This window comes from Mesorhizobium sp. M0340 (genome assembly GCF_040321535.1).
Lineage (GTDB): Bacteria > Pseudomonadota > Alphaproteobacteria > Rhizobiales > Rhizobiaceae > Mesorhizobium.
This window is the reverse complement of the sequence record NZ_JAMYRR010000013.1, coordinates 1-14,280: the sequence shown is the minus strand read 5'-3', so window position 1 is coordinate 14,280 and position 14,280 is coordinate 1. Positions and strand designations below refer to the sequence as shown.

The following is a 14,280-nucleotide window of genomic DNA, read 5'->3' as shown; positions in this document are numbered from 1 at the left end:
TGCTCACTTGATGTTGGCCTTGATCGCGGCGATGGCGTCTTCCTGCGTGTATTCGTGGCTGGCGACGCCGCCCTTCGGAATCTTCGGCAGCGCGGCCTCGAAATCATCCTGTGTGAAGGCAAGATAGGGAACCAGCAAGTCGTGCGGCACGTCGGTGCGGCCGTCGAGCACCTGCTGCGCCACCCAGAAGGCAAGCGTCGATACGCCCGGTGCGATCGATGCCGACCAGGTCTGGTAACCGTCCTTTTCCTTCTGCTCCTTCCACCACTGCAATTCGTCCTGGCGATTGCCCATGATGATGGTCGGGCGCGGCTTGCCGGCGGCGGCGAAAGCCTGCGCCGCGCCGTAGCCGTCACCGCCCTGGTCGACGACCCCGACAACATCCGGCAGCGACGGCAGGATCGTTGCGACGGCTTTCTGTGCCGTTGTCTGGTCCCAGTCGCCGGTCACCGAGCCGACGATCTTGAACTCGGGATGGGCAGCGACACCCTCGAGGATGCCGGCGTGGATGGCGTCGTCGATCGAGGTGCCGGCGAGACCGCGGATTTCCAGGAGATTGCCACCCTTGGGCTGGAACTTGGCCATCTGTTCGACTTCCTGCTTGCCCATGTCCTTGAAGTCGACGACGACGCGGTAGGCGCAGGGTTCGGTGACGATGCCGTCGAACGAGACGACGACGATGCCGGCGTCGCAGGCCTGCTTGATGGCGCCGTTGAGCGCATCCGGAGACGCCGCGTTGATGACGATCGCGTCATAGCCCTGCAGGATCAGGTTCTGCACTTGGGCTGCCTGCGTCGGCACTTCCTTGTCGGCCGTCGTGAAGACGTCCGCGGCGCCGACCACCTTGTCGGCAACCGCCTTCTTGGTGACGATGGCGTAGCTGTCCAGCATCGCCTGCCGCCAGGAATTGCCGGCGTAATTGTTGGAGAAGGCGATTTTCTTGCCGCTGGTGTCGGCAAGCGCGGTGCCCGAGGCGAGCATTGCCGCAAGGGCGCCCAAAACGAATATTTTCTTCATGTCATACTCCTCCCGTGAGTTGCTGTCTTACTGGTGGCTAATGGCTGGCTGGTGGCTAATGGCTGATACGCTCGCAACGCTGTTTTTTATCTATTATCAGACAAATGCAGATGGGCGACAAGCTGTCAACAGCAATCCATGGCCGGCGATCAACTTGCGGTGCAATCATTGTAAACGGTTCGGCTCCTGGTCTAGGGATGGCACTGGAGACCGATTGAATGGCAGCGAACCTTGCCCCGGGTGCACCCGGCATTCCGGCGCGCTGGACCTCGAGCGCCAAGAGCGGCGTCGGCACTGCGCTCTCGCCGGCCTGCCCGATCTGGTTCACCATCAGTCACGGTATTCTCAACGAGATCTACTATCCCCGCCTCGACAGCGCCTGCACCCGCGATCTGGGGTTGATCGTCACCGGACCCGACGGCTATTTCTCGGAAGAAAAGCGCGACGCCGAGCACAGCATCGAACCACTCGAGGACGGGGTGCCTGCCCATCGGCTGGTCAACACCGCGGCCGATGGAAGCTACCGGATCCAAAAGCGGATCATTACGGATCCGGAACGTCCCGTCGTGCTGCAGGAGATCATTTTCACGCCGCTCAAAGGCGTGGCCGCCGGTTACTGCGTCTACGCGCTGCTGGCGCCGCACCTCGTCAACGCCGGCATGGGCAACACCGCCTGGATCGACGGCCATGAAGGACAGCCTGTCCTGTTTGCATCGGGACGCGGCGTTTGCCTGGCGCTCGCCTCGTCGCTGCCGTGGAAGGCGTGCTCGGCCGGCTATGTCGGCGCCTCCGACGGCTGGCAGCAGCTTCGTCAAGGCGGCCGGCTCGATCCGGCCTGCCGCAGGGCCGAGGATGGCAATGTCGCGCTGACCGGCGAGATCGGCTTTTCGGCCGCGAATCCAAAAATATTGCTGGCGCTCGGCTTCGGCACGACACCGCAACAGGCGGCGGAAACCGCTTTCGCCAGCCTGAGGCAAGGTTTTGAGCCCGCGGTCAGATCCTATGGTCAAAAATGGCACCAATGGCAGGCCGGATTGCTGCCGCTGGACCGGCATGCGGCGTCCGGCCTCAATCCCTACCGCATCAGCACTGCGGTGCTGGCGGCACACCGCTCGTCGACCGGAGCAGCCGTCGCCAGCCTGTCGATCCCGTGGGGCTTCAACAAGGGCGACGACGATCTGGGCGGCTATCACCTGGTCTGGCCGCGCGATCTGGTCGAAACCGCCGGCGGTTTCCTCGCCGCCGGCGACCCGGCGGAAGCCTTGCGCATCCTTGGCTATCTGCGCTCGATCCAGCAGCCGGACGGGCATTGGCCGCAGAACGCCTGGCTCGACGGTTCGGCCTATTGGCCGGGAATCCAGATGGACGAATGCGCCTTTCCGCTGCTGCTCGCCGACGCGCTGCGCCGCGCCGGGCATTTGCCGCCTGCAGTACTCTCCTCCTTTATGCCGATGATCGAGCGCGCGGCCTCCTACGTCGTGCGCAACGGCCCCGTCACCGGCGAAGACCGCTGGGAAGAGGACGCCGGCTACAGCCCGTTCACGCTTGCCGTCGAGATCGCCGCTTTGCTAGCGGCTGCGGACATGTTCGATGCCGTCGGCAAAACAGAGCCGGCAAACTACCTGCGCGAAACCGCCGATGTCTGGAACGATCAGATCGAGCGCTGGACCTACGTCGCCGGTAGCTCCTCGGGCAATGAAGCCGGCGTTGAGGGCCACTATGTCCGCATTGCGCCGCCCGACAAAGCCGGCGCGGCATCGCCGAAGGACGGCTACGTCCCGATCAAGAACCGCCCGCCGGCCGATACGGACCGGCCGGCCAAGGCGATCGTCAGCCCCGACGCGCTGGCGCTGGTCCGCTTCGGCCTCAGGGCGGCCGACGATCCGCGCATCCTCGACACGGTCAAGGTGATCGACGCGCAATTGCGTTGCGAGCTGCCGCAGGGGCCGCTCTGGTACCGCTACAACGGCGACGGCTACGGCGAGCATGCGGACGGCGCGCCCTTCGATGGAACCGGCCAGGGCCGGCCCTGGCCGCTGCTGGTCGGCGAGCGCGCGCATTACGAGCTGGCGGCGGGGCGCAAGGACAAAGCGGCAAGCCTGCTCGCGACGTTTGAGGGCTCCGCCGGGCCGGGCGGCCTGCTGCCGGAGCAGGTCTGGGATGGTCCAGACATGCCGGAGCGCGAATTGCGGCATGGCGGCCCCTCCGGCAGCGCCAAGCCGCTGGTTTGGGCGCATTCCGAGCACATCAAGCTGCTGCGTTCGCTCCGCGACGGCGCCGTCTTCGACATGCCGCCACAAGGCGTCAAGCGCTATATCGAGGGCAGAACGGTGTCGCGCCTCAGGGCATGGCGCTTCAACCACAAGATCCGTACCATCCCGGCAGGCAAGGCGCTGCGCATCGAAGTTCTGGCCCGGGCGGTGGTTCATTGGAGCAGCGACAATTGGGCTACCGTCCATGACACCGAGACCGCCGCGAACCTTTTCGGCATCCATCTCGCGGAGTTGCCGGTTGCCGACGCCGCTCCGGGCAATAGCATTGTCTTCACATTCTTCTGGTCCGATGCCGGCCGTTGGGAGAATGTCGACTTTTCCGTTGGTATCGACGATGCGTCACAGCCACTAGATCATCGATCCCTCAAGTAAGGCAGGACGAGACCATGCAGATAGGAATGATGGGACTGGGCAGGATGGGCGCCAACATGGTTCGGCGCCTGCTGCGCGATGGCCACGAATGCGTCGTCTACGACATCAACCCGGCGAGCGTCGCGGCGCTTGTGACCGCCGGGGCGGTCGGAGCCGCCTCGATGGAGGACTTCGTCGGCAAGCTGACGAAGCCGCGCAGTGCCTGGCTGATGCTGCCGGCGGCGATCACCGGCCGGATCGTCGACCAGGTGGCCGCCCTGATGGAGCCGGGCGACATCATCATCGACGGCGGCAATTCCTATTATCATGAAGCCGTCGACCACGCCGCGCGCCTGGCCTTGAAAGGCTTGAGCTATGTCGACGTCGGCACCAGCGGCGGCGTCTGGGGCCTCGAGCGCGGCTACTGCCTGATGATCGGCGGCCCTGACAGCGCGGTCCAGCATCTCGATCCGATCTTTGCCACGCTGGCGCCCGGCGCCGACGCCGCTTCGCCTGCCCCTGGCAAGGACGCCGGAACCGCTCCCTTCGGCTATCTGCATTGTGGGCCGAGCGGCGCCGGCCATTTCGTCAAGATGGTCCATAACGGCATCGAATATGGTGTCATGGCCGCCTATGCCGAGGGCATGAACATCCTGAAGTCGGCGAATGCCGGCAAACGGCAGCGCACCGCCGACGCGGAGACCAGCCCGCTGGAAAACCCGCAATATTACCAGTTCGACATCGACATCGCCGAAGTGGCCGAGGTCTGGCGGCATGGCAGCGTCATCGGCTCGTGGCTGCTCGACCTGACGGCAGGCGTGCTGAAGGCCGATTCAGCGCTGACACAGTTCGGCGGGCGCGTCTCGGATTCCGGCGAAGGCCGCTGGACGCTGAAGGCGGCGATCGACACCGGCGTGCCGGCGCCGGTGCTGTCGTCGGCGCTGTTCGACAGGTTCTCCTCGCAAGGCGAGTCCGAATTTGCCGACAAGCTTCTGTCCGCCATGCGCTATGCCTTTGGCGGTCATGTCGAAAAACCGAAGGCCGGCTCGTGACGGGCGACAGGGAGGCACGCCCATGAGCCAGGAACGGTCCGACACGCTGGTGCTTTTCGGCGCCACCGGCGATCTCGCCCACAAGAAAATCTTTCCCGCCCTCTACGCCATGGTGGCCAAGGGAACGCTGAACGAGCCGGTGATCGGCGTCGCCTTCGATCCCTGGGACCTCGCCAAGCTGCAGGCGCGCGCCCGCGACGGTATCGTCAATGCCATCGGCAGCATCGACGAGAAGATCTTCGCCAGGCTTGCCTCGCTGCTTCGCTATGTCAGCGGCGACTACCGGGCGCCTGCGACCTTCGAGAAGCTGAAGACCGCGCTGGGCAGCGCTGAGCGGCCGCTGCACTATCTGGCGGTGCCGCCGGCCATGTTCGAGGTCGTCGTCCAGGGGCTGGAGCAGTCGGGCGCCGCCCAGGGCGCGCGCCTGATGGTCGAAAAGCCGTTCGGCCACGATCTGCAATCGGCGCGCTGGCTGAACCGGGTACTGCATCTGGTCTTCGACGAGAAGTCGATCTTCCGCATCGACCATTATCTCGGCAAGGAGGCGATCCAGAACCTGCTCTATTTCCGCTTCGCCAATTCCTTCCTCGAGCCGATCTGGAACCGCAACTTCGTCGAGAGCGTGCAGATCACCATGGCCGAGGATTTCGGTGTCGAGGGCCGCGGCCGCTTCTATGACGAGGTCGGCTGCATCCGCGACGTCATCGAAAACCACCTGCTCAATATCCTCTTGCTGCTCGCCATGGAGCCGCCGGTCGGCCGCTCGGCCGACGATCTGATCGACGAGAAGGTGCAGGTGCTGCGGGCGATCCGGACGCTGACCAGGGACGATGTCGTGCGCGGGCAGTTCGACGGCTATCTCAACGAGCCGGGCGTCGCGCCGAACTCGCCGGTCGAGACCTTCGCGGCGGTGCGCTTTTTCGTCGATACCTGGCGCTGGCAGGATGTGCCGTTCTTCATCCGCGCCGGCAAATCCCTGCCGGTGCACGCCACCGAGGTCATCGTGCGGCTGAAGCGGCCGCCGCTCGACGTCTTCGATCCAATCAAACCCGGCGAATGCAATCACGTGCGCTTCCGCATCGATCCGCAAGTGGCGATCTCGATCGGAGCCCGGCGCAAGGCACCCGGCGACGACATGGTCGGCGAACAGGTCGAGCTCACCGCGCTCGACGATTCGAAGGGCGACATGCCGCCTTACGAGCGGTTGATCGGCGACGCCATGAACGGCAACGGCCAGCTGTTCACCCGCCAGGACGCCAGCGAGCTCGCCTGGCGCATCGTCGGTCCGGTGCTCGGCGACACCACGCCACCCCCTGTCTACGCGCCAAAGACGTGGGGGCCGGCCGAAGCCATGGCTGGATTCGGGCCGCCGAACGGCTGGATCAATCCAGCGAAATGATTTCTGGGAGGCGAAAGCGATGGCCAAAGCGGTGAAGCGACCGGCACCCGACGCTGAACAGATCGTGCTTGCGATCGACATCGGCGGCTCGCACGTCAAGATCCGCACCAGCGCCGGCGCAGAGGAGCGCAAGACCGCTTCCGGACCGGAGCTGACGCCGCAGCAGATGGTCGCTGCGGTGAAGACGCTCGCCGAAGGGCTGCACTACGATGTCGTCTCGATGGGCTATCCGGGTCCCGTGCACCACAACCGGCCTTTGACCGAACCGGCCAATCTCGGCAAGGGCTGGGTCGGCTGCGATTTCGCCGCTGAGTTCGGCAAGCCGGTGAAGGTCGTCAACGATGCGCTGATGCAGGCCGTCGGCAGTTATGAAGGCGGCCGCATGCTGTTCCTTGGCCTCGGCACCGGCCTGGGGGCCGCGATGATCGTCGATAACGTCGCCCAGCCGATGGAGCTTGCCCATCTTCCCTACAAGAAGCGCGGCAGTTTCGAAGACTATGTCGGCGAACGCGGGCTGCAAAAGCGCGGCAAGAAGAAATGGCGCAAATACGTCTTCGACGTCGTCGACCGGCTTCGCACCGCCATGCAGCCGGATTACGTGGTCATCGGCGGCGGCAATGTCGATGAACTCACCGACTTGCCCGCCGATTGCAGACGCGGCGACAACACACGCGCCTTCGAAGGCGGATTTCGACTGTGGCGCGACAAATCCCTGATTATCTGATATTGCTGATTGTCTGATATTATCGAGCACCGGCTCAGGGTTGTTAATCCCGCGCTGCCGTTAGTATTATTATTCAAAATAATGTGTGACGTGGCGCGGCGTCATTGCATTGCGCAGATTTGCCGACTAGGAATTTCTGCGACCCCCACGGACGGAGAGATAGATTGACCGACGACAACAACAACGCTCGCAAAGACATCGACCTGCTCGAGCTGACTGCCCATATCGTCTCCGCATATGTCGAGAAGAACCGCTTGCCGGCTTCCGGCCTCGGCGATCTCATCGCCAGCGTCAGCGCTTCCATAGGTGGGCTGGGGCAACCGGCAGTGCCGGTCGCCGCGCCGCTGACGCCTGCCGTCAATCCCAAGAAATCGGTGACGCCGGACTACATCATCTGCCTCGAGGACGGCAAGAAGTTCAAATCCTTGAAGCGCCATATCGGCGTTCATTTCGGGCTGACGCCAGACGCCTACCGCGCCAAATGGGGCCTGCCGTCGGACTACCCGATGGTCGCTCCCAACTACGCGGCCTCGCGTTCGCAGCTGGCCAAGGCGATCGGCCTCGGCCGCAAAGCCGCCCCGCCCGCGCCCGTCAAGAGCCGGGGCAGGAAGGCCAAGGCGACGGCTTGATACCATTAGATCGAGCGGGATGCACATTGAACGCGTTCCGCTGGTCGGTCTGTTTGTGTTCAGCGGAAGCTGCGACGCTCGAAGCTAACCGCATGGCATCCTAGGGTCTGCGCCGTTACCTCGCGGCAGTGCGCCTGCGGACCAGAACCGAATGCTATCACCCCGTCCCGCGAAAAAGCTCGAACCATTCCGGATTGGTCTTCTCGATCAGCTCGATCTTCCATTGGCGTGGCCAGCGCTTCAGCGACTTCTCGCGCTGGATGGCGTCGACAATGTCGAAATGTTCCTCATACCAGACCAGACGCTGCACACCGTAACGGCTGGTGAACCGCGAGCCCTCGCCGGATTTGTGCTCCGGCATGCGGCGGCCGAGGTCGTTGGTGACGCCGATATAGATCGTGCCGCGCTTCTGGCTTGCGGTCATATAGGTATAGCCGGTCATGGTTGAAGGGTAGCTGGCGCCGGTGCCGACGCAAGTGCCGTTCTGAACCGTTGCATTCTTCGGCAGATGCAATGGCATGGATCCCAGGGTCTGCGCCGCGTCGCTTCGCTCCTTGCTCCGCCCTGGGATGACGAAACGAGAGGTGTTTCGGCTAATCTCGAAAGTTTGCGATTTGCGATCCGCCGCCATCCGCTTGTTATCTGCAACAACGAAATTGTTGATCCAGGCCGGATTTTTGCGCGCGCCTTGCGCCGAACTGCGCTAAAGGCTCTCTTGGCCGGACCAGCGCCCATCGTGGAAGTGCCCCGCCGGCCGACATCGCCGCCACGGGGCCTTATTCCATGACCGCAGAATCCCAAGTACCATCCGACCAGCGCTATGCCGCCTTTCGCCACCGGCCGTTCCTGAGTTATTGGGCGGCGCGCTTCCTCTCGACATTCTCCACCCAGATCGTGTCGGTCGCCGTCGGCTGGCAGATCTACGACCTGACCCGCGACCCGTTCGACCTCGGCCTTGTCGGCATCGTCCAGTTCCTGCCTTCGCTGCTGCTGGTGCTGGTCACCGGCGACGTTGCCGACCGTTTCGGGCGCCGGCTGATCATGGCGCTGGCGGTGCTGGTCGAGGCGGGCTGCGCCTTGGCCCTCCTGCTGCTGACGCTGCGCGGCCTCTCCGGGCCGATGCCGGTCTTCATCGTGCTCGCCATGTTCGGCATTGCGCGCGCCTTCTTCGGGCCGGCCTCGTCATCGCTGTTCGCCAATCTGGTGCCGCCTGAGGATTTCGCCAACGCCATCGCCTGGAACTCTTCCGCCTGGCAGACGGCAACCATCGTCGGGCCGGTCGCCGGCGGCCTGCTCTACGGGCTTTCGGCCGAAGCTGCCTACACCACAGCGGCCGTGCTGATGCTCATTGCCGCCGTGCTGATCTTCACCATCCCGAAGCCTGCCCAGCGCAGCAGGACCGACAGGCCGACGGTACAGACCCTGTTCGCCGGCTTCGGCTATATCTGGAGCGAAAAGATCGTGCTCGGCGCGATTTCGCTCGACCTGTTCGCGGTGCTCCTGTCCGGCGCCTCGGCGCTGCTGCCGGTCTACGCGCGCGATATCCTCGAACTCGGCCCGTGGGGGCTCGGCCTGTTGCGCTCGGCGCCCGGCGTCGGCGCCATCTGCGTCGCCATCTGGCTGGCCGGACACCCGATCCGCAACCATGCCGGCCTTGTCATGCTCGGCTTCGTTGCGCTGTTCGGCGCGTTCACTGTCCTGTTCGGCCTCTCGACCATCACCTGGCTGTCGATCGCTGCTCTCGCATTGCTTGGCGCCACCGACATGTTCAGCGTCTATATCCGCGAGACGCTGATCCAGCTGTGGACGCCGGACGACGTTCGCGGCCGCGTCAACGCCGTCAACCAGGTGTTTGTCGGCGCCTCCAATGAGCTCGGCGAATTCCGCGCCGGCACCATGGCCGCGCTGATCGGCACGGTTCCGGCCGTGGTGGCCGGCGGTGTCGGGGCGATCGCTGTCGCCGGGCTATGGGCGGTGCTGTTCCCGCAGCTGCGCAAGGTGCGTCATCTCAGGGGGCGAAACTGATTATCGCAGCGCTGGCTTGCCGAAAATCATCGGCAGGAACTCGCCGAGCCAGCGCTTGAGGTGCATGTCCCAGATCAGCCGGCCGCCGAGATGGTCGCGGCCGGGCTGCGCGCCGGGCAGTTCGAAGCGGTGCGCGCCGCGCACCACCCAGCGCTGCATCATCGCCCGGGTCAATTCGCCATGGAACTGGATGCCCCAGGCATTGTCGCCATAGCGGAAGGCCTGGTTGGGATAGGTTTCGGCCGTCGCCAAAAGCGTCGCGTCCTTCGGCAGCGAAAAGCCCTCGCGATGGAATTGATAGACCATCTCCGGCCAATGCATCAGCCTGCTGCCCGCTTCGGTCGCCTTAAGCGGATACCAGCCGATTTCGACGAGGCCCTCGCCGTGGCCCTCGACCCTGCCGCCAAGATGCTTGACCAGCATTTGCGCGCCGAGGCAGATGCCAAGCAGCGGCCGGTTCTCGTCGAGCGGAATTTTAAGCCAGTCGGTCTCGCGGCGGACGAACTCGTCGCCGTCATTGGCGCTCATCGGGCCGCCGAACACCACTGCGCCGGCATGGCCATCCAGCGTCTGCGGCAAGGCCTCGCCGAGCGGCGGTCGGCGGATGTCGAGGTCGAAGCCTTCCTCGATAAGCATATGGCCGACCCGTCCGGGGCTCGAATGCTCCTGATGCAGCACGATCAGGATCTTTGGTCTCGGGCTTGGCTTGGGCGGCATTGGAAGGCTGGACCCTGTCTATTCGTCGCTTGACGTTCCGGCAGCACCAGGAGCCGCGGCGGCCGCCTTGAGGCGCGCCTTGACACGGTCGCGACGTTCGACGCCGATCAGCTCGGCGACCCGCCAGACGGTATTGTCCTCGAGTTCGTGCAGCTCGCCATCGGCATAGACGATCTCCCACATCAGGCCGATGAAGGCCTTTCGCGCGTCGGCGTCGAGATGGCGCTTGAGCACGCTGGTGAAGGCGTAGAGGTCGATCGCCTCATTGTCGGCCCGCTCGCCGGCAGCCGCCAACGCGTCGAGTTCGTCGCCGCTGATCGAGTAGCTTTCCGCCAGCACCTTCTTGAACCGTTCCCATTCGGTATCCTGGCGCACCCCGTCGGCGTTCATCACGTGGAAAAGCAGGGCGGACGCGGCAACGCGCGGATCGTCGGCGCTGGCGCTGGCGCCACCACCGGACGGCAGATCCCTTAGAAACGACAGAACGCGTTCGAACATCAAATCATTCCCAATAAGGCCGGGTCCACTCGACCCTGATCAGAACAAACGAAACCGGCGCGTCGATTTGTCCGCCGCGTCGTCGGGATCGACGCCGGGGTCGTCGGGCAGCCGCGTCAGCTCCTGCGCCGGCTCGACGGCCTCGGCATCTTCCGGCACTTGGGCAAACGCCGCCGCGGTGATTGGTGTCACATGATCCTCGGCGGCACGGTTTTCGGTCCTCACTTCGGTCGCTGTGCCCGGTGTCTCGGCAGCAACGGCTGTGTGCTCGATCGCCTCGGCTGTTTCCTGTACCGGTTTGGCTGGAGCCGCGATGGCCGGCATCGGTCCCTCCGGAGTCTCTTCATGGCTGTCGATCAACTGGCCGAGCCGCTCCATCGGCGCCCGCCATTCGAATGCGTCGAGCCTGCCGGTGATCGGCGATACCGGAGCCCAGCGTTCGGAGACGACGCCGTCGGCGACCCAGGCAGGGTCGCGCGGCGCTCTCACCGCCTTCGACAGCAACTGCCGCACCTTGCCCTGGTCACCGCTCTCGGCCTCCTCGATGTCGGCCAGCAGCAGATAGGCGCCTTCGCGGCGATCCATGCGGATGGCGGCTTCCGCCTCGCGGCGGGCGGTTGCAAAATCCTGCGCATCGAGCGCGGCGCGCGCCACGGCCAGCGAGGACTCGGCATGATTCTTCTTCAGCTCCTGCAGCTTCTTTGCCCGGTTCAGCCGGTCGAGCACGGCATCGCCCGGCCTGGCATGGACATAGAGCTCCGCGATCTCCGGGTGCGGCTCGGCCTTCCACGCCGCCTCGAGGATTTTCGAGCCTTTGCGCACGTCGTTCTGCCGAAACAGCAATTTCGCCGCGACAACCGCCGCCGGTGCGAAATCCGGCCGCAGCCGGTTGGCTTCGAGCGCCGCCGCCCTTGCAGCATTGGCATCGCTGTCGATCAGCGCCTGTGCCTTGGCAGTCAGCAGCACGGCGCGACGCCGGTTGGCCGCATCGCGCTCGATCTGCCGGGTCGACTTCTGGGCATCGACCAGTTTCAGCGCGCCATCCCAGTCGCCACGCCCGGTCAGGTCTTCCAACGTCGATTCGGCCGCCCAGGCCAGTTGCGGCGCCACCGCCGCTGCCCGGCCGGCATAGTGGCGGGCCGCGTTGCGGTCGCCGAGCCGCTCGGCCTCGAGATAAAGCCCGCGCAGGCCGAGCAGCCGCATTTCGGGATCGTCGAGCATGGTCTCGAATTTTTCACGGGCGCCATCATGGTCGCCTTCAAGCAGCGAGGCCTGCGCGTCGAGCAGCTGGATCAGCGGCTCCTGGTCGGAGCGGATCAGCTTTGCCGCTTCCTTGGTCTTCTTGCGGGCGAGCGCGCCGTCACCGGCGCCGGCGGCGATCATCCCGGTCGACAGCGCCTGATAGCCGCGGTCGCGGCGACGCACGCGGAAATAGCGCGAGATCGTATAGGGACTGTTCCACAGCGCCTTGACCAGCCACCAGACGATCATCACCGCGGCAACCACGGCAACGACCGCCACCGCCGCGACCATGAGGCTGACCTGGTATTGATAGCCGTTGAAGGTAACGAGCATTTCACCCGGCCGGTCGGCCAGCCAGGCGAAGCCGAGCCCGAGCGCAAAGACGACGGCAAGGAAGGCGAGGATGCGGATCATTGGGTTCCTCACGCCTTCATCGCGCCGGCGATGAGCGAATCGATCTGTGTCTCGACCTCCATCCGCGCTTTCAGTTTCCCGGCAAAGTCGGCGCCGGCGGCCTTGGCCGCCTCGGGCAGGGCTTCGTATTCACTGAGCGCCTTGGCGTAGTCGCCCTGATTGACAGCGACCTCCATGCGGGCAACGGTTTCCGGGACGCCGGTGCCTTCGACGGCGCCGATCGGCCTGACCTTGACCAGCGATTCGGCGCTCGACAGCAGCTTTTGCAGGATGCCGGCATTCTGGTCGACAGGCGTCGCGGCAGCGACCATGGCGTTGGCGGCGGCGTCCGCTTCGGCGGCAATCTCGGCCCGCGTCGGCACCCCCTTTTCGGCATAGGCGCGCAGCGTCGCGATCTCGGGCGCATCCGGTGAGATCGCGGCAAAGGTTTCGAGTTCGGCTGCGAACGGTGCACCTCGGTCGAGCGCAGCCTTGAGCGCCGAGGCGGCAATGGCCAGCGCGATCTTCGGCTGCGAAGCCTGTGCATCGACCTTGCCCGAGAGCTGGGAAACCGACTGTTCCAGGGCCGCAAGCCGGCCTTCCTGCGCCTTTGCCGTTTCGCCGGCTGACTTCACCAGGGCGTCGAGCGCGGCCAGCCTTTCGTTGAGCGGGCCGAGATCGACTGGCGCCGTGCCGCCGGCCTTGCCGAGGGCCGCGACCGCCTGCTCGATCTGCCGGACCTTGTCGCCAAGTGCCGCCAGCCCGGCATTGTCGCCGGCGCCGCCTTGTTCGACGGCCGACTTCAACGCCGCGACGTCCGCCCTGACCTGGTCCAACGCCGACGACAGCCCGTCCACCTTGGCCGAGGCGTCATTGTTGGCGTCGGCCTGTCTGAGGTCCGCGACCTCGCGTTTCAGCGAAACGATCTCGCCATTGACCGCGTCGAGCGACACGCCGCCCGACCCCGGCGCACCGAGCAGGCCGGCAAATTGCAGCCCGCCGGCTGCGGCGAGCGCGATGACGCCGCCGACAATGCCGGCGGCGATGCCGCTGATGCCGCTTCGCTTCGGCTGCGCTGCCATATGGTCGTCCCTCGTCTCAGCTGTCTTCTCGCCGGAGCCTGGGATCCCCGGTTCGTTGGCCCCGGTTGGGCTGGATGCATCTTCGAAACTGTAGTCGGAAGCCGTGGAGCGCCCGGCCGGCGCATCCGAACCGGCGGGATAAGAGGTTTCCGTTTCCCGGGTAGGATCGGCGCCGGCATCCGCCGGCTCTTGCGTGCCGGCCGGCGCGGCTGCGTCGGCATGTTCCCATGGCTCGAGATCGGTCTGGTCGGCATGCACCGGCTCTTCAGGCGGCTCGGGCTGCGAGGCGTTCGCCGCTTCCTCGGCTTTCGCCTCGTCGGTTTGCGCCCCCGCTGACTCTGCATTGTCTGGCTGCTGTTTGCCGGCTTCCTGTTCGGCGGCGACTCGCGAGACGGCGCCGGGCTCGAGCTCGATGGTCACCGGCTCACGGCGGCTCTTGGAATGCCGCATCTTCGGCGTCTTGACCATGCTCGGGCTCCGCAAAATTCGCTTCGGATGGTTTGAAGGGTCTAGCACATCACCAAGCGGTGAAAAGGGGCGGCGTGATGACGCCACGGCTTTGGAATTCAGTTTTGGCAAAACGCCGCAGCGATTTTGGGACACGGCATGCGGGACCAGAAATGAAAAACCCGCCTCGGCGGCGGGTCGTTGGCGCGAATCAGCACCTAAGTGATTTTCTAGCATAGCTGCCGGCACAAAGCAAGAACAAAATGTGGCTCGAGGGCGAATCGTCCTTGTTGGCGCTGCCCGCCAAGCTGCCGATCTCCCCCCTTGCGGCAGGGGAATCGCATATGGCGATTTTGGGGTTGAGTTTAGGCTGAGAAAGGATTCTTTGGAGAGGCAGTTGAGCGAAGGAGCGACTGCCATTTCCTGCCTTG

Annotated in this window: 12 protein-coding genes; 6 read left to right on the top strand and 6 right to left on the bottom strand. The window is 65.0% G+C overall.

Annotated elements, in window-relative coordinates:
- Window positions 1-3 precede the first annotated feature (3 nt).
- Complete coding sequence (locus NKI79_RS19065; protein WP_254817784.1) at window positions 4-1,017, bottom strand: ABC transporter substrate-binding protein; 1,014 nt, start codon at window positions 1,015-1,017, stop codon at window positions 4-6.
- A 218-nt stretch (window positions 1,018-1,235) separates the two neighbouring features.
- On the opposite strand from NKI79_RS19065, the gene NKI79_RS19060 reads away from it, so the two are divergent.
- The 5 genes from NKI79_RS19060 to NKI79_RS19040 all read left to right on the top strand — a co-directional run bounded on the left by NKI79_RS19060 (window position 1,236) and on the right by NKI79_RS19040 (window position 7,445).
- Complete coding sequence (locus NKI79_RS19060; RefSeq protein ID WP_352803418.1) at window positions 1,236-3,662, top strand: glucan 1,4-alpha-glucosidase; 2,427 nt, start codon at window positions 1,236-1,238, stop codon at window positions 3,660-3,662.
- 14 nt (window positions 3,663-3,676) lie between these two features.
- Window positions 3,677-4,693, top strand: coding sequence for a phosphogluconate dehydrogenase (NAD(+)-dependent, decarboxylating) (gene gnd, locus NKI79_RS19055; protein ID WP_352649406.1), 1,017 nt, complete (start codon window positions 3,677-3,679; stop codon window positions 4,691-4,693).
- A 22-nt stretch (window positions 4,694-4,715) separates the two neighbouring features.
- Window positions 4,716-6,092 (top strand): glucose-6-phosphate dehydrogenase, encoded by a 1,377-nt coding sequence (zwf, locus tag NKI79_RS19050; RefSeq protein WP_352479999.1) that lies wholly within the window; start codon window positions 4,716-4,718, stop codon window positions 6,090-6,092.
- Between the two features lie 19 nt (window positions 6,093-6,111).
- Window positions 6,112-6,816 carry an ROK family protein gene (locus NKI79_RS19045; RefSeq protein ID WP_352509110.1) on the top strand — a complete coding sequence of 235 codons (705 nt, stop codon included), beginning with the start codon at window positions 6,112-6,114 and terminating at the stop codon, window positions 6,814-6,816.
- Between the two features lie 164 nt (window positions 6,817-6,980).
- Window positions 6,981-7,445, top strand: coding sequence for a Ros/MucR family transcriptional regulator (locus NKI79_RS19040; protein ID WP_352479997.1), 465 nt, complete (start codon window positions 6,981-6,983; stop codon window positions 7,443-7,445).
- Between the two features lie 157 nt (window positions 7,446-7,602).
- On the opposite strand, the gene NKI79_RS19035 is transcribed toward NKI79_RS19040, so the two are convergent.
- The gene (locus NKI79_RS19035) at window positions 7,603-7,887 is read right to left on the bottom strand and encodes a GIY-YIG nuclease family protein (RefSeq protein ID WP_352803617.1); all 285 of its coding nucleotides are present in this window, start codon (window positions 7,885-7,887) and stop codon (window positions 7,603-7,605) included.
- Between the two features lie 341 nt (window positions 7,888-8,228).
- On the opposite strand from NKI79_RS19035, the gene NKI79_RS19030 reads away from it, so the two are divergent.
- Window positions 8,229-9,470 (top strand): MFS transporter, encoded by a 1,242-nt coding sequence (locus NKI79_RS19030; protein ID WP_352803413.1) that lies wholly within the window; start codon window positions 8,229-8,231, stop codon window positions 9,468-9,470.
- On the opposite strand, the gene NKI79_RS19025 is transcribed toward NKI79_RS19030, so the two are convergent.
- The 4 genes from NKI79_RS19025 to NKI79_RS19010 are packed head-to-tail and all read right to left on the bottom strand — an operon-like array spanning window position 9,471 to window position 13,870.
- Entirely contained in the window at window positions 9,471-10,187 is a 717-nt protein-coding gene (locus NKI79_RS19025) for a glutamine amidotransferase (protein WP_352803411.1), read from the bottom strand. It lies immediately after the preceding gene.
- 18 nt (window positions 10,188-10,205) lie between these two features.
- A complete protein-coding gene (locus NKI79_RS19020; protein ID WP_352803409.1) occupies window positions 10,206-10,685 on the bottom strand; it encodes a tellurite resistance TerB family protein in 480 nt (159 codons plus the stop codon).
- Window positions 10,686-10,724: 39 nt separating this feature from the next.
- Window positions 10,725-12,341, bottom strand: a complete 1,617-nt coding sequence (locus tag NKI79_RS19015; RefSeq protein ID WP_352803407.1) for a heme biosynthesis protein HemY — start codon at window positions 12,339-12,341, stop codon at window positions 10,725-10,727.
- Window positions 12,342-12,349: 8 nt separating this feature from the next.
- The gene (locus tag NKI79_RS19010; protein ID WP_352803404.1) at window positions 12,350-13,870 is read right to left on the bottom strand and encodes a COG4223 family protein; all 1,521 of its coding nucleotides are present in this window, start codon (window positions 13,868-13,870) and stop codon (window positions 12,350-12,352) included.
- Window positions 13,871-14,280 lie beyond the last annotated feature (410 nt).

Coding starts and splice junctions, on each gene's coding strand:
- NKI79_RS19065 (WP_254817784.1), bottom strand. CDS start 1,017: ATGAAGAAAATATTCGTTTTGGGCGCCCTTGCGGCAATGCTCGCCTCG.
- NKI79_RS19060 (WP_352803418.1), top strand. CDS start 1,236: ATGGCAGCGAACCTTGCCCCGGGTGCACCCGGCATTCCGGCGCGCTGG.
- gnd (WP_352649406.1), top strand. CDS start 3,677: ATGCAGATAGGAATGATGGGACTGGGCAGGATGGGCGCCAACATGGTT.
- zwf (WP_352479999.1), top strand. CDS start 4,716: ATGAGCCAGGAACGGTCCGACACGCTGGTGCTTTTCGGCGCCACCGGC.
- NKI79_RS19045 (WP_352509110.1), top strand. CDS start 6,112: ATGGCCAAAGCGGTGAAGCGACCGGCACCCGACGCTGAACAGATCGTG.
- NKI79_RS19035 (WP_352803617.1), bottom strand. CDS start 7,887: ATGACCGGCTATACCTATATGACCGCAAGCCAGAAGCGCGGCACGATC.
- NKI79_RS19030 (WP_352803413.1), top strand. CDS start 8,229: ATGACCGCAGAATCCCAAGTACCATCCGACCAGCGCTATGCCGCCTTT.
- NKI79_RS19025 (WP_352803411.1), bottom strand. CDS start 10,187: ATGCCGCCCAAGCCAAGCCCGAGACCAAAGATCCTGATCGTGCTGCAT.
- NKI79_RS19020 (WP_352803409.1), bottom strand. CDS start 10,685: ATGTTCGAACGCGTTCTGTCGTTTCTAAGGGATCTGCCGTCCGGTGGT.
- NKI79_RS19015 (WP_352803407.1), bottom strand. CDS start 12,341: ATGATCCGCATCCTCGCCTTCCTTGCCGTCGTCTTTGCGCTCGGGCTC.
- NKI79_RS19010 (WP_352803404.1), bottom strand. CDS start 13,870: ATGGTCAAGACGCCGAAGATGCGGCATTCCAAGAGCCGCCGTGAGCCG.